Origin of the sequence: Streptomyces sp. NPDC047315 (assembly GCF_040643215.1) — a bacterium.
Lineage (GTDB): Bacteria > Actinomycetota > Actinomycetes > Streptomycetales > Streptomycetaceae > Streptomyces.
In genome coordinates, this window is record NZ_JBEYTZ010000018.1 from 129,668 (window position 1) to 147,676 (window position 18,009).

An 18,009-nucleotide genomic window follows, 5' to 3' on the forward strand; every position below is an offset into this window, starting at 1 on the left:
CGGCCCCCGGGCGCGGCACCCGCACCGCGCTCGCGCGCCGCGGCCGGGGGCCGCGCTGCACCGCCCGGCCGCGTCCGGGGGTCCCCCCACGCCCCGGGCGTCGCGGGCGGACACAATGGGGGGATGAGCGACCGCCCATCCCCTCTTGCCGATCCGCACGTCGTCTTCGCCCCGGACACGGGCACGGGCCCCCGGGACGTCGTCGTCCTCGGCTCCACCGGCTCCATCGGCACCCAGGCCATCGACCTCGTGCTGCGCAACCCCGACCGGTTCCGCATCACCGCGCTGTCCGCCGCGGGCACCCGGGCCGAACTGCTGGCCGAGCAGGCGCGCCGGCTGCGCGTGGCGACGGTCGCCGTGGCCCGCGAGGACACCGTGCCCGCGCTGCGCGAGGCGCTGGCCGCCCAGTACGGGAGCGAGCCCAAACCCGAGATCCTGGCCGGCCCGGACGCCGCCACCGACCTCGCGGCCTCCGACTGCCACACCGTCCTCAACGGCATCACCGGCTCCATCGGCCTCGCGCCGACCCTCGCCGCGCTCCGGGCCGGCCGCACCCTCGCCCTCGCCAACAAGGAGTCGCTCATCGTCGGCGGGCCGCTGGTGCGGGAGCTGGCGGCGCCCGGACAGATCATCCCGGTGGACTCCGAGCACGCCGCCCTCTTCCAGGCCCTGGCCGCCGGCACCCGCGCCGACGTGCGCAAGCTGGTCGTGACCGCGTCCGGCGGGCCCTTCCGCGGCCGTACCCGCGCCGACCTCGCCCACGTCACCCCCACCGACGCCCTCGCCCACCCCACCTGGGCCATGGGCCCGGTGATCACGGTCAACAGCGCCACCCTGGTCAACAAGGGCCTGGAGGTGATCGAGGCCCATCTGCTGTACGACATCCCCTTCGACCGGATCGAGGTCGTCGTCCACCCGCAGTCCTACGTCCACTCGATGGTGGAGTTCACGGACGGATCGACCATCGCCCAGGCCACCCCGCCCGACATGCGCGGCCCCATCGCCATCGGCCTGGGCTGGCCCGAGCGCATCCCGGACGCGGCCCCCGCCTTCGACTGGACCACCGCCTCCACCTGGGAGTTCTTCCCCCTCGACACCGTGGCCTTCCCCTCCGTCTCGCTCGCCCGACAGGTGGGCGAGCTGGGCGGCACGGCCCCGGCGGTCTTCAACGCGGCGAACGAGGAGTGCGTTGACGCGTTCTTGGCCGGCGGGCTGCCGTTCAACGGAATCATGGATACGGTCACGGATGTCGTCGCCGAACACGGCACCCCCGCCGGGGGAACCCTCCTCACGGTCGACGACGTTCTGGAGGCGGAGACCTGGGCGCGGGCCCGGGCCCGTGAACTGGCGGCGAAGGCCACCGCGGAGGCGCGCGCATGACGATGTTGTTGACGGTGCTGGGCATCGTGATGTTCGCCGTCGGGCTGCTGTTCTCCATCGCCTGGCACGAACTGGGCCACTTCACCACCGCCCGGATGTTCGGCATCCGCGTGCCGCAGTTCATGGTCGGCTTCGGCCCCACCCTGTGGTCGAAGAAGAAGGGCGAGACGGAGTACGGCGTCAAGGCCATCCCCCTCGGCGGCTACATCCGCATGATCGGGATGTTCCCGCCCGGCGCGGACGGCCGGATCGAGGCCCGCTCCACCTCTCCCTGGCGCGGCATGATCGAGGACGCCCGCTCGGCCGCGTACGAGGAGCTGGAGCCCGGCGACGAGACCCGCCTCTTCTACACGCGCCGGCCGTGGAAGCGCCTGATCGTGATGTTCGCCGGGCCGTTCATGAACCTGGTGCTGGCCGTCGCGATCTTCCTCGGGGTGGCGATGAGCTTCGGCTTCTCCACCCAGACCACCGAGGTCGCCGGCGTCCAGCAGTGCGTGATCTCCCAGAGCAGCAACCGGGACGCCTGCGTCGCGAGCGACCCGGTCTCCCCGGCCAAGGCGGCCGGGCTGAAGGAGGGCGACAAGATCGTCGCCTTCGACGGCAAGCCCGTCGACGACTGGTCCACCCTCTCCGACCGCATCCGCGACACCATCGGTCCCGCCACCCTCACCGTCGAGCGCGACGGCCAGGAAGTCGTCCTGAACGCCACGCTCGAAAAGAACATGGTGGCGAAGAAGGACTCGGACGGCGAGGTCGTCCCCGGTGAGTTCGTCCCCGCCGGCTACCTCGGCTTCGCCGCCAGGACCGAGATCCTGCCGCTCTCCTTCGGCGACTCCGTCGACCGCATGGGCGGCATGATCGAGAACGGCGTGGAGTCGATGATCGCCCTGCCGTCCAAGGTCCCCGACCTGTGGAACGCGGCCTTCGGCGAAGGGGAGCGCAAGGACGACTCCCCGGTCGGCGTCGTCGGCGCGGCCCGCATCAGCGGCGAGGTCATGACGCTGGACGCACCGGCGCAGAACCTGTTCGCGATGTTCCTGATGCTGCTCGCGGGCTTCAACCTCTCGCTCTTCCTCTTCAACATGCTCCCGCTGCTGCCGCTGGACGGCGGTCACATGGCGGGCGCGCTGTGGGAGTCGGTGCGGCGCAAGGTGGCCCGGCTCTTCCGGCGACCCGACCCCGGCCCCTTCGACGTGGCGAAGCTGATGCCGGTCGCGTACGTCGTCGCCGGCGTCTTCATCTGCTTCACCCTGCTCGTCCTCGTCGCCGACATCGTCAACCCCGTCAAGATCACCTAGCCACCGTCGGCACCTCCGGGGCTACGGCGACCGGGCGCACATGTGCTCGGTCGCCGTGACAATTGCGCACGGTTCGGGCGCGCGAGGTGCCCCTCGTAACCCCCGTGACGTAACCTCGAAAACCTGAGCCCCCCGATTTCCGGGGCCACGATCCACACCTTGGGGTTGCACAGCAGATGACCGCGATTTCTCTCGGCATGCCGTCCGTTCCGACCAAGCTCGCCGACCGCCGGGTCAGCCGCAAGATCCAGGTCGGCACCGTGGCGGTGGGCGGCGACGCCCCCGTGTCGGTCCAGTCCATGACCACCACGCGGACCTCCGACATCGGGGCCACGCTCCAGCAGATCGCGGAGCTCACCGCCTCCGGCTGCCAGATCGTGCGGGTCGCCTGTCCGACGCAGGACGACGCCGACGCCCTGGCCACCATCGCGCGCAAGTCCCAGATCCCGGTGATCGCCGACATCCACTTCCAGCCCAAGTACGTCTTCGCGGCGATCGACGCCGGCTGTGCGGCGGTCCGCGTCAACCCCGGGAACATCAAGCAGTTCGACGACAAGGTCAAGGAGATCGCGGCGGCGGCGTCCGCCTCGGGCACCCCGATCCGGATCGGCGTGAACGCCGGCTCCCTGGACCGTCGCCTGCTCCAGAAGTACGGCAAGGCCACCCCCGAAGCCCTCGTCGAGTCGGCGCTGTGGGAGGCGTCCCTCTTCGAGGAGCACGGCTTCACCGACATCAAGATCTCCGTGAAGCACAACGACCCCGTCGTGATGGTGAACGCCTACCGCCAACTCGCCGCCCAGTGCGACTACCCGCTGCACCTCGGCGTCACCGAAGCGGGCCCCGCCTTCCAGGGCACGATCAAGTCCGCGGTGGCCTTCGGCGCACTGCTGAGCGAGGGCATCGGCGACACCATCCGGGTCTCCCTGTCCGCGCCGCCCGCCGAAGAGGTCAAGGTCGGCATCCAGATCCTGGAGTCGCTCAACCTCCGCCAGCGCCGGCTGGAGATCGTCTCCTGCCCGTCCTGCGGTCGGGCTCAGGTGGACGTGTACAAGCTCGCGGACGAGGTCACGGCCGGTCTGGAGGGCATGGAGGTGCCGCTGCGCGTCGCCGTGATGGGCTGCGTGGTGAACGGCCCCGGCGAGGCGCGCGAGGCCGACCTCGGCGTGGCCTCCGGCAACGGCAAGGGCCAGATCTTCGTCAAGGGCGAGGTGATCAAGACCGTCCCCGAGTCGAAGATCGTCGAGACCCTGATCGACGAGGCGATGAAGATCGCCGAGCAGATGGAGAAGGACGGCATCGCCTCCGGCGAGCCCACCGTCTCGATCGGCGCCTGACGCCCCACCCGTCGTACGGGCCCTCGAACCCCTGGAAACGGGGGGTCCGAGGGCCCGTCTTCGCGCTCGGCACTCGACGCACCCGCCGGGTACAGTGCGGAGATCAGCAGACCGTACGGTGAGGCCCCCCACGTGTTGACGCAGACCACCACCCGGGTCCTCGAACCCGGGGACCTCGGCGCCGCGCTCGCGGTCCTGGAGAGCGAGCCCGTGGCGAATGCTTTCGTCACCTCCCGGGTGCAGGTCGCCGGGCTCGACCCCTGGCGCCTCGGCGGCGAGATGTGGGGCTGGTACGCCGGCGGACGGCTCCGCTCGCTCTGCTACTCCGGCGCCAACCTGGTGCCCGTCTGTGCCACCCCCGAGGCCGTGCGCGCCTTCGCCGACCGGGCCCGCAGGACCGGCCGCCGCTGCTCCTCGATCGTGGGCCCGGCCGAGCCCACCGCCCAGCTGTGGCGGCTGCTGGAGCCGAGCTGGGGCCCCGCCCGGGACGTCCGGCCCCACCAGCCGCTGATGGTGGCCGACGGCCCCTCCGCCGACGTCGAGCCCGACCCGTACGTCCGGCGCATCCGCAAGGACGAGATGGAAGTGATCATGCCCGCGTGCGTGGCCATGTTCACCGAGGAGGTCGGCGTCTCGCCGATGGCGGGCGACGGCGGGCTGCTCTACCAGGCCCGCGTCGCCGAACTCGTCGGCTCCGGCCGCTCCTTCGCCCGGATCGAGGACGGACGGGTGGTCTTCAAAGCCGAGATCGGCGCCGCCACCACCCAGGCGTGCCAGATCCAGGGCGTCTGGGTCGACCCCGAGTTCCGCGGCAGACGCCTGTCCGAGACCGGGATGGCCGCCGTGCTGCGCTACGCCCTCGCCGACGTCGCGCCCGTGGTGAGCCTGTACGTCAACGACTACAACGCCCCCGCCCGGGCGTCCTACCGCCGCGTCGGCTTCCGCGAGGTCGGCGCGTTCATGAGCGTGCTGTTCTGAAAAGAGCGGGCCGGCCGTTTCTTTGGACGAGCAGGCCGGCCTGTCCGCTGCGGGCGGATCGGCCCTTCTGGGACGGGCGGGCCGGCCGTTCAGCGCCGACGCCCCGGCCAGTAGGGTGCGCGCATGGCATCAGTCCCCGGTGGCCCGCCCCCGTTCCCCCACGTCACGGTCGCCACCGTCGACCTCGCCTCCCGGCTCGACGAGGCGCTGATGGTGCAGGCCCTCGCCTTCGGACTCACCCAGGGCGAGATCGACGTACGGCGCCACATCGTGCACCGCCACCTCCAGCAGCCGGGCGCCCGCGCCCTCGGCGCGCTCACCGACACCGACCGCCTCGTCGGCTTCGTCTACGGAATGCCCAACGACCGCCGGCACTGGTGGTCCACCGTCGTCGAGCCCCATCTGCGCCGCACCGGCAGCGAGGGCTGGCTCGACGACGCGTTCGTCATCACCGAGCTGCACGTCCACCCCCGCTTCCAGGGGCGCGGCATCGGCCGCGCGCTGATCACCACGATCACCGACGCCGCCGTCGAACCCCGGTCCATCCTCTCCGCCATCGACGTCGAGTCCCCCGCCCGCGGCCTGTACCGGCGCCTGGGCTACACCGACCTCGCGCGCCAGGTCCACTTCCCGAGCGCCCCCCGTCCCTACGCCGTGATGGGCGCCCCGCTGCCGCTGCTGCGCGACAACTGATTACCGCCCCCCGCCGCCAGGGGGCTAACCTCCTGCACATCACCTTCAGGTTCTTCACGCAGGAGATTCCCCATGGCAGCCCAGGTCCAGCGCATGTCCCGTCTGATGGTCAAGACACTGCGCGACGACCCGGCGGACGCCGAGACCCTGAGCCACAAACTCCTGGTCCGCGCCGGCTACGTGCGTCGCAACGCGGCCGGCATCTGGTCCTGGCTGCCGCTCGGCAAGCAGGTCCTGGAGAACATCACCCGCGTGGTGCGGGAGGAGATGGACGCCATCGGCGCCCAGGAGGTGACGCTGCCCGCGCTGCTGCCCAAGGAGCCGTACGAGGCGTCCGGCCGCTGGGAGGAGTACGGCGCGGAGCTGTTCCGGCTCAAGGACCGCAAGGGCGGGGACTACCTCCTCGGCCCCACCCACGAGGAGATCTTCACCCTCCTCGTCAAGGACCAGTGCACGTCCTACAAGGACCTGCCGGTGATCCTCTACCAGGTCCAGACGAAGTACCGCGACGAGGCCCGCCCCCGGTCGGGCATCCTGCGCAGCCGCGAGTTCCTGATGAAGGACTCGTACTCCTTCGACACCACGGACGAGGGCCTGGCGCAGTCGTACGCGCTGCACCGCGAGGCGTACATCCGGATCTTCGAGCGCCTGGGGCTGGAGCACCGGATCGTCTCCGCGGTCTCCGGCGCGATGGGCGGCTCGGCGTCCGAGGAGTTCCTGGCGCCCGCCGCGGCCGGCGAGGACACCTTCGTGGACTGTCCCGCCTGCGACTACGCGGCGAACACGGAGGCCGTCACCTTCACCGCCGAGGTCGCCCTGTCCGTCGAGGACGGTGCCGCCGGACCCGTCGAGGAGCTGGACACCCCCGACACCCCCACCATCGAGACCCTGGCCGCACACCTCGGCGTGCCCGCGTCCGCCACCTTGAAGAACCTCCTCGTGAAGGTCGACGGCGAGATCGTCGCCGTCGGCGTCCCCGGTGACCGCGAGGTCGACCTCGGCAAGCTCGGCGACCACTTCGCCCCCGCCGAGGTGGAGCTGGTCACCGCGGAGGACTTCACCGGCCGCCCCGACCTGGTCCGCGGCTACGTCGGACCGCAGGGCCTGGACAAGGTGCGCTACCTCGCCGACCCGCGGGTGGCCGCCGGCACCGCCTGGATCACCGGCGCCAACAAGGAAGGCGTGCACGCGAAGAACGTGGTCGTCGGCCGGGACTTCGAGGTCGACGCCTACGTCGACGTGGTCGTCGTCCAGGAGGGTGACCCCTGCCCCAAGTGCGGCACCGGCCTGAAGCTGGACCGCGCCATCGAGATCGGCCACATCTTCCAGCTCGGCCGCAAGTACGCCGACACCTTCCAGCTCGACGTCCTCGGCCAGACCGGCAAGCCCGAGCGCGTCACGATGGGGTCGTACGGCGTCGGCGTCTCCCGCGCGGTGGCCGCCCTCGCCGAGCAGACCGCCGACGAGCAGGGCCTGTGCTGGCCCGCCGAGATCGCCCCCGCGGACGTGCACGTCGTCGCCGCCGGCAAGGCCCTGCAGACCGAGTTCGCCCTCACCGCCGCCGAGCAGTTGGCCGCGGCCGGGCTGCGCGTGCTGGTCGACGAGCGCCCCGGCGTCTCGCCCGGCGTGAAGTTCACCGACGCCGAGCTGATCGGCGTGCCGAAGATCCTGGTCGCGGGCCGTCGGTCCGGGGACGGGATCGTCGAGCTGAAGGACCGCCGCACCGGGGAGCGCGAGGAACTGCCGCTGGCCGAGGCCGTCGCCAAGCTCAGCGTGTCCTGACGCCCCACCTGCCCTGACGGCCGAAAGGCCGCGTCCCCGCATCGGGACGCGGCCTTTCGGCGTTCAGGAGCGTTACAGCCAGGACGCGAACTCCAACAGCCCTTCCCCCTGCTGCCGGCGGCCCGCCCGCACCGCCCGCACCGCGGACTCGACCGCCCCGAACAGCGTCCAGCCCCGCAGCCGCTCCGCGTCCAGGTCCAACGAGTCCGCCAGCTTGTTCACCCGGCGGCGGGTCGCGGACGCCCCCGACGCGGCGGCCACCAGGTCCTCGGCCCGGTCGCGGGCCAGCCGCGACAGGTCGTAGGCGCGCTCGCCGACCAGCGGCTCGGGGCCCACCGTCAGCCAGGGCGCGCGCTCACCGGCCAGCACCTTGCCCTGCCGGAAGCGGCCGTGCAGCACGAAGTGGTCGTCGCCCGGCGCGGAGCCCACCAACGCGTCCCGCGCGCTCAGGGCCGCCATCGCCAACGGCTCGTCCCCGGCGACGTCCCGCAGCAGCCGGGCCCGTACCTCCGTACGGTCGGCGACGGACTCGAAGCCGTGCCCGGGCGGCGGCGGCACCCACAGGCGCCGCACCGTCCCCGCCGCCTCCAGCAGCGCCTTCGCCTCCGGCAGCGACCGCAGGGACACCTCGGGACGCAGCCGCTCCAGCAGCAGCCCTCCGGCCACCTCGCCCAGCACCCGCACCGCGCCGAAGCCGTCCCACAGTTCCAGCGCCGCCCGCTCCCGCTCGGGCGCGGCCGACGGCGGCGCCAGCTTCAGCGCGGCCGGGGTCCCGTCGGCGAGCCGCACCAGGAGGACCAGGCCGCTGCGCCCACCGGGGACCACGACGCGTTCGACGTCCAGGTGCGCCCGGGCCGCGGTCTCCTTCACGAGCTCCGTCAGCCGGCCCAGCCACGCACCGTTGCCGTCGCCGTCACCTTCGCCGCGCTCGCCGAGCGCCCGCACCAGACGCCCAGGCGCTTGCAGATCCATGCGTACGCGACTTCCTCTCGCTCCACTCGACAACGGCGCGCCCCCGCGGACGCGGCCGTCCGGGCGGTCGGCTCCGGACGGCGTCCCGGACGGTCAGCTCCGGGCGGCCCGCTCGGCGAGCCCAGGAAAGGCTACGCCGCTGCCGCGCCAGCGCACCGCGCGCACGGCGGCCTCGCGCAGCGCCACCGCCGCCTCCTTGCGCAACCGCCCCTCCGCCGCCCGTACGAGATCCGCACACGCCCCGGCCACCCGGTCCTCCAGGTGCGCCGCCAGCAGCAGGGCAGCGGCGGCGTCGGGCACCGGGAACGGCAGCGCGTACCCGGGCGCCGCGGTCACCGGCGCACCGCCGAGGTCGCGCACGGTGCCGGCCAGCGTGTCACGACGGGCCCGGTGGGCGGCGTACGCGGCCCTGGCCTCCGTCTCCCGGGCGGCGTCGACGCGCGCCCCGACCACCCCGTAGCCGTACACCGCCGCGTGCCGGGCGGCGAGCGCCGCCTGCACCGCCGCCAGCAGCTCCTTGGGGTCCGGTGCGTCCGCCGGCTCCCGCGCGCTCACCGGGCACCTCCGTCGCCGCTCGCCGTCAGCAGGTACGCGTGGGCGGCGCCGGCCGCGGCGACGGAGGCCAACAGACGCGCCAACTCGGGCCGGGCGCCGCCGAGGGCCGCGGCCAGCGCGTCCGAGGTCCGGCGCTCCGCCGCCGCCAGCTCCTTGAGCGCGGCGGCGGGCTCGGTGGGCACCGGGTGCGAGCCGGCCGACTTCGCCGTCCCGCCCAGCGCCGCGACGTGCGCGGCGACCGAGGTGCGCAGCGCGGTGAGCTTGGCGGCCAGCGCCGGATGCGCGGCGATCACCGCGTCGTAGTGGTCCCGTAGCGCCCCGCTGCCGGCGGCCAACCGTTTCCGCAAGGCAGCCTCGGTGGCTCCCGCCCCTTCGGGCGCCCCCTGGACGCCCCGCGCGCTGGAGCGCGCGCCCGGCTCGGACCGCTCGCCCGAGCAGCCCGACAACACTCCCGCAGCCGCGGAGCCGGCCACCGCGCCCGTCACCAGGAGGGCCCGTCTTCGTGTCGTTCCGGTGCGCCCCACGGGTGTCTCCCTCGGCCTCTCGGTGATCATCGCCGCAGGCGAGCGTACCCGCGGGTCCCCCTGAGGTGGACGGCAACACCCTGCGGGACCGGATAGGCTGTGGGCTGGCGTTGCCCAGACGTCCATCAGACACGCGACGAGCACAGCGTTCCCACAACAGCACACGCGGCCGAGGAGTCACCCGGATGAGCACCACCCAGAGCGAGAGGCTGCGCGGGCTGCTGGAGCCGCTCGTGCGCGCCGCGGGACTCGACCTCGAAGAGGTCGAAGTGGGCCGCGCGGGCCGTCGCCGGCAGCTCCGGATCACCGTCGACTCCGACGAGGGCGCCACTCTGGACGCGTGCGCCGAGCTGAGCCGCGAGATCTCCCAGAAGCTCGACGAGAGCGACGCCATGGGCGAGGAGGAGTACACCCTCGAAGTCAGCTCGCCCGGCGCCGACCGCCCCCTGACGGAGCACCGCCACTACGTGCGCGCCACCGGTCGCCTGGTGAAGTTCCACCTCCACGAGGGCGGGGAACTGATCGCCCGGGTGCTCGTCGTCGACGGCGACGGGGTCGACGTCGAGGTGCCCGGGGTCAAGGGCCGCAAGCCCACCGCGCGTCGGCTCGCCTTCGACGAGGTCGCGAAGGCCCGCGTGGAGATCGAGTTCAACCGCAAGGACAAGAAGGAAGAGGAGGCGTAGCCGTGGACATCGACGTAAAGCTCCTGAAGGGCTTGGCACAGGAGAAGGAGATCCCCTTCGACCTGCTGGTCGAGGCGATCGAGTCGGCCCTCCTCATCGCGTACCACCGCACCCCGGACAGCCGTCGGCACGCCCGGGTGGTGATCAGCCGGGACACCGGGCACGTCACCGTGTGGGCCAAGGAGGACCCCTCGGAGGTGCCGGAGGGCCAGGAGCCCAAGGAGTTCGACGACACCCCCACCGACTTCGGCCGGATCGCGGCGACCACCGCCCGCCAGGTCATCCAGCAGCGGCTGCGGGACGCGGAGAACGACGCCACCCTCGGCGAGTACGCCCGGCGCGAGGGCGACATCGTCTCCGGCCAGGTGCAGCAGGGCAAGGACCCGAAGAACGTCCTGGTCAAGCTGGACGACAAGCTGGAGGCGATCCTGCCCGTCCAGGAGCAGGTGCCGGGCGAGACGTACGACCACGGGCTGCGGCTGCGCACGTACGTCGTCCGGGTGGCCAAGGGGGTCCGCGGCCCGTCCGTGACCCTCTCGCGCACCCATCCGAACCTGGTCAAGAAGCTCTTCGAGCTGGAGGTCCCGGAGATCGCGGACGGCAGCGTCGAGATCGCGGCGATCGCCCGCGAGGCCGGCCACCGCACGAAGATCGCGGTTCGTCCCACCCGCGCCGGGCTGAACGCCAAGGGCGCCTGCATCGGCCAGATGGGCGGCCGGGTGCGCAGCGTGATGAACGAGCTGAACGGCGAGAAGATCGACATCGTCGACTGGTCGGACGACCCGGCCGAGATGGTGGCGAACGCGCTCTCCCCGGCCCGGGTCAGCAAGGTGGAGGTCGTCGACCTCGCCGCCCGCTCGGCCCGGGTGACCGTCCCCGACTACCAGCTGTCGCTGGCGATCGGCAAGGAGGGGCAGAACGCCCGGCTGGCCGCCCGGCTGACCGGTTGGCGCATCGACATCCGCCCGGACACCGAGCAGGCCGACGGCGAGCGCGAGCCGGGGCGTCCCACCGACTGACCGCAGCTTGACCGAAGACCGACCGGCGTCCGACCGCCGGCTGACTACCTTCTGACCTCGGAGCGTCACGGTGCGCGGCGGTTCGCCACGCACCGTGGTCGACGAGGGTGGTCGATCAAGACAGATGGCTGTTCGATTTTTGCCCCAAAGGGGTGAGGTCGCTACGGGGAGGTAGACTTAACCGTGTCTGGCCGGACGCACGTCGGCGTATGCCCTGAACGCACCTGTGTGGGCTGTCGGAGTCGGGCGGCCAAGAGCGATCTGCTGCGCATCGTGAGGGTCGGGGGCGAGTGCGTTCCCGATGATCGCGGTACGCTGCCCGGCCGGGGTGCGTACGTACACCCCGCCGTGGTCTGTCTCGATCTGGCGGTCCGCCGCCGGGCGTTCCCGAGGGCCTTGCGGGCCGAGGGGCCGCTCGACACGACTGCCGTACGGCAGTACGTGCAGGAGACGGAACGGGCGGCGGAGCAGGATGTGTAAGAAGAAGTACGGCACGGATTCCCGTGCGGTCAGGTACCTCGCGAGTCGGAAGTAGGTCGAGATTGCGATGAGCACTCGATGAGTACGCGATGAGTACGCCCATGAAGTAGCGACGGTCCGGCGGTAACCGGACCTAAAAGGAGCGAAGTGGCTAAGGTCCGGGTATACGAACTCGCCAAGGAGTTCGGTGTGGAGAGCAAGGTCGTCATGGCCAAGCTCCAAGAACTCGGTGAATTCGTCCGTTCGGCGTCCTCGACGATCGAGGCGCCGGTCGTGCGCAAGTTGACTGACGCATTGCAGGGGTCCGGCCAGAGCGCCGGCAAGACCGCTGCCAAGCCCGGCGCGCCCCGCAAGGCAGCGCCGTCCCCCGCCCCCCGTCCGGGTGGCCCCACCCCCGGCGCGCCGACTCCGGCCGCGCCCCGTCCCGCCGCACCCAAGCCCGGCGCGCAGGCTCCCAAGCCCGCCGCGTCCGAGGCGCCGGGCGGCACCCCCTCCAGCGCCCCGGCGCCGGGCCCGCGTCCGGGTCCGCGGCCTGCTCCGGCACGGCCCGCCCCGGCGGCCCCCGTGGCCGCGGAGTTCTCCGCCCCGGCACCGGCCCAGCCGGCCGCCCCGCAGGCGCCGCGCCCGGCCGCTCCCGGCCCGCGCCCCGGCGCCCGTCCGGGCCCGTCGGGCGGTCAGCGCGACGGCGCTCGTGGTGACCGCGGCGAGCGCGGCGAGCGCCCCGGGCGTCCCGCGCCCGGCCAGGGCGGTCCCCGCCCCGGCGGCAACCGTCCGGCCGGTCCCCGTCCGGGCAACAACCCCTTCACCTCCGGTGGCTCCACCGGCATGGCGCGCCCGCAGGCGCCCCGTCCCGGCGGCCCCCGTCCGGGTGGCCCCGGTGCCGGTGCCCCCCGCCCGCAGGGCGGCCCCGGCGGCGCTCCGCGTCCGCAGGGCCAGGGCGGTCCCCGTCCCACGCCCGGCGCGATGCCGCGTCCGCAGGCGCCCCGTCCCGGCGGCGGCCCCGGCGGCAACCGTCCGAACCCCGGCATGATGCCGCAGCGTCCCGCTGCCGGCCCCCGTCCGGGTCCCGGCGGTCGCGGCCCCGGTGCCGGCGGTCGTCCCGGCGGCGGTCCCGGTGGCGGCGGCGGTCGTCCCGGCTTCGCCGGTCGTCCCGGCGGTCCCGGTGGCGGCGGCGGTCGTCCCGGTGGCGGCGGCGGCTTCGGCGGTCGTCCCGGTGGCGGCGGTCCCGGTGGCGGTGGCGGCGGCTTCGGCGGTCGTCCCGGCTTCGGCGGTCGTCCCGGCGGCCCCGGTGGTCGCGGTGGCACGCAGGGCGCCTTCGGCCGTCCCGGCGGCCCGGCCCGTCGCGGTCGCAAGTCGAAGCGGCAGCGGCGCCAGGAGTACGAGGCCATGCAGGCCCCGTCGGTCGGCGGCGTGATGCTGCCCCGCGGCGGCGGCGAGACCATTCGCCTGTCGCGCGGTGCCTCCCTCACCGACTTCGCCGAGAAGATCAACGCCAACCCGGCGTCCCTGGTCGCGGTCATGATGAACCTCGGCGAGATGGTCACGGCGACGCAGTCCGTCTCCGACGAGACGCTCCAGCTGCTCGGCGGCGAGATGAACTACACCGTTCAGATCGTCAGCCCGGAGGAGGAGGACCGGGAGCTCCTGGAGTCCTTCGACATCGAGTTCGGCGAGGACGAGGGCGGCGAAGAGGCCCTGGTCTCCCGCCCGCCGGTGGTCACCGTCATGGGCCACGTCGACCACGGAAAGACCCGTCTGCTCGACGCGATCCGCAAGACGAACGTGGTCGCGGGCGAGGCCGGTGGCATCACCCAGCACATCGGTGCCTACCAGGTCGCGACCGAGGTCAACGGCGAGGACCGCAGGATCACCTTCATCGACACCCCCGGTCACGAGGCGTTCACCGCCATGCGTGCCCGCGGTGCCAAGTCGACCGACATCGCGATCCTCGTGGTGGCGGCCAACGACGGTGTGATGCCCCAGACGATCGAGGCGCTGAACCACGCCAAGGCGGCCGACGTGCCGATCGTGGTCGCGGTCAACAAGATCGACGTGGAGGGCGCCGACCCGACCAAGGTCCGCGGTCAGCTGACCGAGTTCGGCCTGGTGGCCGAGGAGTACGGCGGCGACACCATGTTCGTCGACATCTCCGCCAAGCAGGGTCTGCACATCGAGCAGCTGCTGGAGGCCGTGGTCCTCACCGCCGACGCCTCGCTCGACCTGCGGGCCAACCCGGAGCAGGACGCCCAGGGCATCGCGATCGAGTCCCACCTCGACCGCGGTCGCGGCGCCGTCTCGACCGTCCTGGTCCAGCGCGGCACCCTGCGCATCGGCGACACGATGGTCGTGGGCGACGCCTACGGCCGCGTGCGGGCCATGCTCGACGACAAGGGCGAGAACGTGGCGGAGGCCGGTCCCTCGACCCCGGTCCTCGTCCTCGGCCTCACCAACGTCCCGGGCGCCGGCGACAACTTCCTCGTCGTCGACGAGGACCGCACGGCCCGCCAGATCGCCGAGCGGCGCGCCGCCCGCGAGCGGAACGCCGCGTTCGCCAAGCGCACCCGTCGGGTGTCGCTGGAGGACCTGGACAAGGTGCTCAAGGCCGGCCTCGTGCAGGACCTGAACATCATCATCAAGGGTGATGCGTCCGGTTCCGTCGAGGCCCTGGAGTCCTCGCTGCTCCAGCTGGACGTCGGCGAAGAGGTCGACATCCGGGTGCTGCACCGCGGCGTCGGTGCGGTCACCGAGTCGGACATCGACCTGGCCATGGGCTCGGACGCCATCGTGATCGGCTTCAACGTCCGCGCGGCCGGCCGTGCCGCGCAGATGGCGGAGCGCGAGGGCGTCGACGTCCGGTACTACTCGGTGATCTACCAGGCCATCGAGGAGATCGAGGCGGCCCTCAAGGGCATGCTCAAGCCGGAGTACGAAGAGGTCGAGCTGGGCACGGCGGAGATCCGCGAGGTCTTCCGCTCGTCCAAGCTGGGCAACATCGCGGGTGTCCTCATCCGCTCCGGCGAGGTCAAGCGGAACACCAAGGCCCGCCTCCTGCGGGACGGCAAGGTCATCGCGGAGAACCTCAACATCGAGGGCCTGCGCCGCTTCAAGGACGACGTGACCGAGATCCGCGAGGGCTTCGAGGGCGGTATCAACCTCGGAAACTTCAACGACATCAAGGTCGACGACGTCATCGCGACCTACGAGATGCGCGAGAAGCCGCGCGTCTGACGCGGCGAGAGCGTACCGGCCGGCCGTACGCCGGCCGGTACGCGACCGCACGCGGTCGGCCGGGGCGGGTCTGCGGAGGTAATTTCCGTCGATCCGCCCCGGCCGCCGCGTGTACGGTTCTGCTGTTCTGTCGAACACCGGCAGACACACCTGAACCCGAACCGGCGGGACATCCGGATGCATCCATGTATGTGGGGACCCTCTGCTTCGACCTGCTCCTCGGCGACGTACGGTCGTTGAAGGAGAAGCGTTCCGTGGTCCGCCCGATCGTCGCCGAGCTCCAACGGAAATTCGCGGTGAGCGCGGCGGAGACCGGTGAGCAGGACCTCTACCGCAGGGCCGAGATCGGCCTGGCCGTGGTGTCCGGCGACGCGGGACACCTCAGGGACGTGCTCGACCGGTGCGAACGCTTCGTCGCCGGCCGACCGGAGGTGGAGCTGCTGTCCGTTCGACGCAGGTTCCACAGTGACGAAGACTGAAGCGATGGCAAGGCAAGCAGGTAAGAAGGAGAAGAACCAGTGGCCGACAACGCGCGGGCGAGGAAACTGGCCGACCTCATCAGGGAAGTCGTCGCCGAGAAGCTGCAGCGCGGCATCAAGGACCCGCGGCTCGGCTCCCACGTGACGATCACCGACACCCGGGTCACCGGGGACCTGCGGGAGGCCACGGTCTTCTACACGGTCTACGGGGACGACGAGGACCGGGCCAACGCCGCCGCCGGGCTGCAGAGCGCCAAGGGCGTGCTGCGCAGCGCGGTCGGGGCCGCGGCCGGCACCAAGTTCACCCCGACCCTGACCTTCGTGGCGGACGCGCTCCCGGAGAACGCCAGGACCATCGAGGACCTGCTGGACCGGGCCCGGGCCTCCGACGCCCGGGTGCGCGAGGCGTCCTCCGGTGCCGACTACGCGGCCGGGGCCGACCCGTACCGCAAGCCCGAGGACGCCGACGGCGGGGACGCCGACTCCGCGGCCTCTACCGACGGTGAGGACAACACCTCCGCATGACCCAGCACACCCCCGTGCCCGACGGCCTCGTCATTGTCGACAAGCCGTCGGGCTTCACTTCGCACGACGTCGTCGCCAAGATGCGCGGCATCGCCCGGACCCGCCGGGTGGGTCACGCCGGCACCCTCGACCCCATGGCCACGGGAGTGCTCGTGCTCGGCGTCGAGCGGGCGACCAAGATGCTGGGCCACCTCGCGCTCACGGAGAAGGAGTACCTCGGGACCGTACGCCTCGGTCAGTCGACCGTGACGGACGACGCCGAGGGCGAGATCACGTCCTCCGCGGACGCCTCCTCGATCGCCCGCGAGGCGATCGACGCCGGCGTGGCGGCCCTGACCGGCGACATCATGCAGGTGCCGTCCAAGGTCAGCGCCATCAAGATCGACGGCAAGCGCTCCTACGCCCGGGTGCGCGGGGGCGAGGACTTCGAGATCCCGGCCCGCCCGGTCACGGTCTCCTCCTTCCGCGTCTACGACGTGCGGGAGGCGGTCGCCGATGACGGCACCCCGGTCCTCGACCTCGTCGTCTCCGTCGTCTGCTCCTCTGGCACCTACATCCGCGCCCTGGCCCGGGACCTCGGCGCCGGGCTCGGCGTCGGCGGCCACCTCACGGCGCTGCGACGCACCCGCGTGGGACCCTACGGCCTCGACGCGGCGCGCACCCTGGACCAGCTCCAGCAGGAGCTGACCGTGATGCCCGTGGCGCAGGCAGCGGCGGCGGCGTTCGAGCGCTGGGACGTGGACGAGCGCCGGGCCCGGCTGCTGACCAACGGCGTACGCCTCGACATGCCGTCCTTCGACCGGTCGCCCGTCGCCGTCTTCGGCCCCGGCGACCGGCTGCTGGCGCTCGTCGAGGACCAGAAGGGCAAGGCCAAGAGCCTCGCCGTCTTCGGCTGACGCACGCCGCCCACGCCCGCCGGTCCCGGGCCGATGCGGATCGGCGGGCGTGGGCATGGCAGTCTTAGAGCTGCGAATACTGGTCGGGAACACATGAAGTTCGGCGAGGAGCGGTCACAGTGCAGCGCTGGCGCGGCTTGGAGGACATCCCCCAGGACTGGGGGCGCAGCGTCGTCACCATCGGCTCCTACGACGGGGTGCACCGGGGTCACCAGCTGATCATCGGGCGGGCGGTGGAGCGGGCGCGCGAGCTGTCCGTGCCGTCCGTCGTGGTCACCTTCGACCCCCACCCCAGCGAAGTGGTGCGCCCCGGCAGCCATCCGCCGCTGCTCGCGCCGCACCACCGGCGCGCGGAGCTGATGGCCGAACTGGGCGTCGACGCGGTGCTCATCCTGCCCTTCACCGCCGAGTTCTCGAAGCTCTCGCCGGCGGACTTCATCGTGAAGGTCCTCGTCGACAAGTTGCACGCCCGTACGGTCGTGGAGGGCCCGAACTTCCGCTTCGGCCACAAGGCCGCGGGCGACGTGGCGTACCTGGCGGAGCTGGGGGCCACGTACGACTACGACGTGGAGGTGATCGACCTCCACGTCAGCGGTGCGGCCGGCGGCGGGGAGCCCTTCTCCTCCACGCTGGCGCGCCGGCTGGTCGCGGCGGGCGACGTCGAGGGCGCCGGGGAGATCCTGGGCCGCCCCCACAGGGTGGAGGGCGTCGTGGTGCGCGGTGCGCAGCGCGGGCGCGAGCTGGGCTATCCGACGGCGAACGTGGAGACGTTGCCGCACACCGCGGTCCCCGCGGACGGGGTGTACGCGGGCTGGCTGACCGCGGCCGGCGAGCGCATGCCGGCGGCGATCTCGGTGGGGACGAACCCGCAGTTCGACGGGACCGCGCGCAGCGTGGAGGCGTACGCGATCGACCGGGTCGACCTGGACCTGTACGGGCTGCACGTGGCCGTGGAGTTCCTGGCGTACGTCCGCCCCATGTTGAAGTTCGCCTCGGTGGAGGACCTGCTGGACGCGATGGCGCAGGACGTCAAGAAGTGCCGCGAGCTGACGGCGGCGCCGTAGGTTGTGTGCGGGTGGACGGGTCCGCCGTCTCCCTGCGAGTGCGTTGGTCTCCGCGGCCCGGTGGTGGGCTTGTCGCGCAGTTCCGCCCCCCACGCCCTCGGGGCGTAGGGGCGCGGAAC

At 72.5% G+C, this 18,009-nt stretch carries 17 protein-coding genes; 14 read left to right on the forward strand and 3 right to left on the reverse strand.

The genetic code is table 11. The features are described from left to right. Positions 1-123: 123 nt before the first annotated feature. The 6 genes from dxr (at position 124) to ABZ842_RS21805 (ending at position 7,465) form a co-directional block, all read left to right on the forward strand. Positions 124-1,380 (forward strand): 1-deoxy-D-xylulose-5-phosphate reductoisomerase, encoded by a 1,257-nt coding sequence (gene dxr, locus ABZ842_RS21780; RefSeq protein ID WP_361538859.1) that lies wholly within the window; start codon positions 124-126, stop codon positions 1,378-1,380. Further along, entirely contained in the window at positions 1,377-2,678 is a 1,302-nt protein-coding gene (locus ABZ842_RS21785) for a site-2 protease family protein (protein WP_361538861.1), read from the forward strand. Before dxr ends, ABZ842_RS21785 begins: the two co-directional genes overlap by 4 nt. Before the next feature lie 176 nt (positions 2,679-2,854). Continuing rightward, positions 2,855-4,012 carry a flavodoxin-dependent (E)-4-hydroxy-3-methylbut-2-enyl-diphosphate synthase gene (gene ispG / locus ABZ842_RS21790; RefSeq protein WP_361538864.1) on the forward strand — a complete coding sequence of 386 codons (1,158 nt, stop codon included), beginning with the start codon at positions 2,855-2,857 and terminating at the stop codon, positions 4,010-4,012. Positions 4,013-4,144: 132 nt separating this feature from the next. Beyond that, positions 4,145-4,990, forward strand: a complete 846-nt coding sequence (locus ABZ842_RS21795) for a GNAT family N-acetyltransferase (protein WP_361538867.1) — start codon at positions 4,145-4,147, stop codon at positions 4,988-4,990. A gap of 123 nt (positions 4,991-5,113) precedes the next feature. Further along, positions 5,114-5,683 carry a GNAT family N-acetyltransferase gene (locus ABZ842_RS21800; protein WP_361538870.1) on the forward strand — a complete coding sequence of 190 codons (570 nt, stop codon included), beginning with the start codon at positions 5,114-5,116 and terminating at the stop codon, positions 5,681-5,683. A 72-nt stretch (positions 5,684-5,755) separates the two neighbouring features. Then, the gene (locus tag ABZ842_RS21805; RefSeq protein ID WP_361538873.1) at positions 5,756-7,465 is read left to right on the forward strand and encodes a proline--tRNA ligase; all 1,710 of its coding nucleotides are present in this window, start codon (positions 5,756-5,758) and stop codon (positions 7,463-7,465) included. A gap of 72 nt (positions 7,466-7,537) precedes the next feature. On the opposite strand, the gene ABZ842_RS21810 is transcribed toward ABZ842_RS21805, so the two are convergent. The 3 genes from ABZ842_RS21810 to ABZ842_RS21820 all read right to left on the reverse strand — a co-directional run bounded on the left by ABZ842_RS21810 (position 7,538) and on the right by ABZ842_RS21820 (position 9,516). Then, positions 7,538-8,437: an aminoglycoside phosphotransferase family protein gene (locus ABZ842_RS21810; RefSeq protein WP_361538876.1), complete on the reverse strand. Its 900-nt coding sequence runs from the start codon at positions 8,435-8,437 to the stop codon at positions 7,538-7,540. A 93-nt stretch (positions 8,438-8,530) separates the two neighbouring features. Continuing rightward, the gene (locus ABZ842_RS21815; RefSeq protein ID WP_361538879.1) at positions 8,531-8,992 is read right to left on the reverse strand and encodes a ferritin-like domain-containing protein; all 462 of its coding nucleotides are present in this window, start codon (positions 8,990-8,992) and stop codon (positions 8,531-8,533) included. Beyond that, a complete protein-coding gene (locus ABZ842_RS21820) occupies positions 8,989-9,516 on the reverse strand; it encodes a hypothetical protein (protein ID WP_361538882.1) in 528 nt (175 codons plus the stop codon). The genes ABZ842_RS21815 and ABZ842_RS21820 overlap by 4 nt, the downstream gene beginning before the upstream one ends. A gap of 185 nt (positions 9,517-9,701) precedes the next feature. On the opposite strand from ABZ842_RS21820, the gene rimP reads away from it, so the two are divergent. From rimP to ABZ842_RS21860, 8 genes are all read left to right on the forward strand, one after another. Beyond that, positions 9,702-10,199 (forward strand): ribosome maturation factor RimP, encoded by a 498-nt coding sequence (rimP, locus tag ABZ842_RS21825; RefSeq protein ID WP_361538885.1) that lies wholly within the window; start codon positions 9,702-9,704, stop codon positions 10,197-10,199. Positions 10,200-10,201: 2 nt separating this feature from the next. Continuing rightward, entirely contained in the window at positions 10,202-11,218 is a 1,017-nt protein-coding gene (gene nusA / locus ABZ842_RS21830; protein WP_361538888.1) for a transcription termination factor NusA, read from the forward strand. Positions 11,219-11,401: 183 nt separating this feature from the next. Next, positions 11,402-11,698, forward strand: coding sequence for a YlxR family protein (locus ABZ842_RS21835; protein WP_361538891.1), 297 nt, complete (start codon positions 11,402-11,404; stop codon positions 11,696-11,698). A 147-nt stretch (positions 11,699-11,845) separates the two neighbouring features. After that, positions 11,846-14,926, forward strand: a complete 3,081-nt coding sequence (gene infB / locus ABZ842_RS21840; protein WP_361538894.1) for a translation initiation factor IF-2 — start codon at positions 11,846-11,848, stop codon at positions 14,924-14,926. 185 nt (positions 14,927-15,111) lie between these two features. After that, complete coding sequence (locus ABZ842_RS21845) at positions 15,112-15,405, forward strand: DUF503 domain-containing protein (RefSeq protein ID WP_361538897.1); 294 nt, start codon at positions 15,112-15,114, stop codon at positions 15,403-15,405. A 39-nt stretch (positions 15,406-15,444) separates the two neighbouring features. Then, a complete protein-coding gene (gene rbfA / locus ABZ842_RS21850) occupies positions 15,445-15,930 on the forward strand; it encodes a 30S ribosome-binding factor RbfA (protein WP_361538900.1) in 486 nt (161 codons plus the stop codon). Further along, entirely contained in the window at positions 15,927-16,826 is a 900-nt protein-coding gene (truB, locus tag ABZ842_RS21855) for a tRNA pseudouridine(55) synthase TruB (protein ID WP_361538903.1), read from the forward strand. The genes rbfA and truB overlap by 4 nt, the downstream gene beginning before the upstream one ends. A gap of 119 nt (positions 16,827-16,945) precedes the next feature. Continuing rightward, complete coding sequence (locus tag ABZ842_RS21860) at positions 16,946-17,890, forward strand: bifunctional riboflavin kinase/FAD synthetase (RefSeq protein WP_361538906.1); 945 nt, start codon at positions 16,946-16,948, stop codon at positions 17,888-17,890. Positions 17,891-18,009 lie beyond the last annotated feature (119 nt).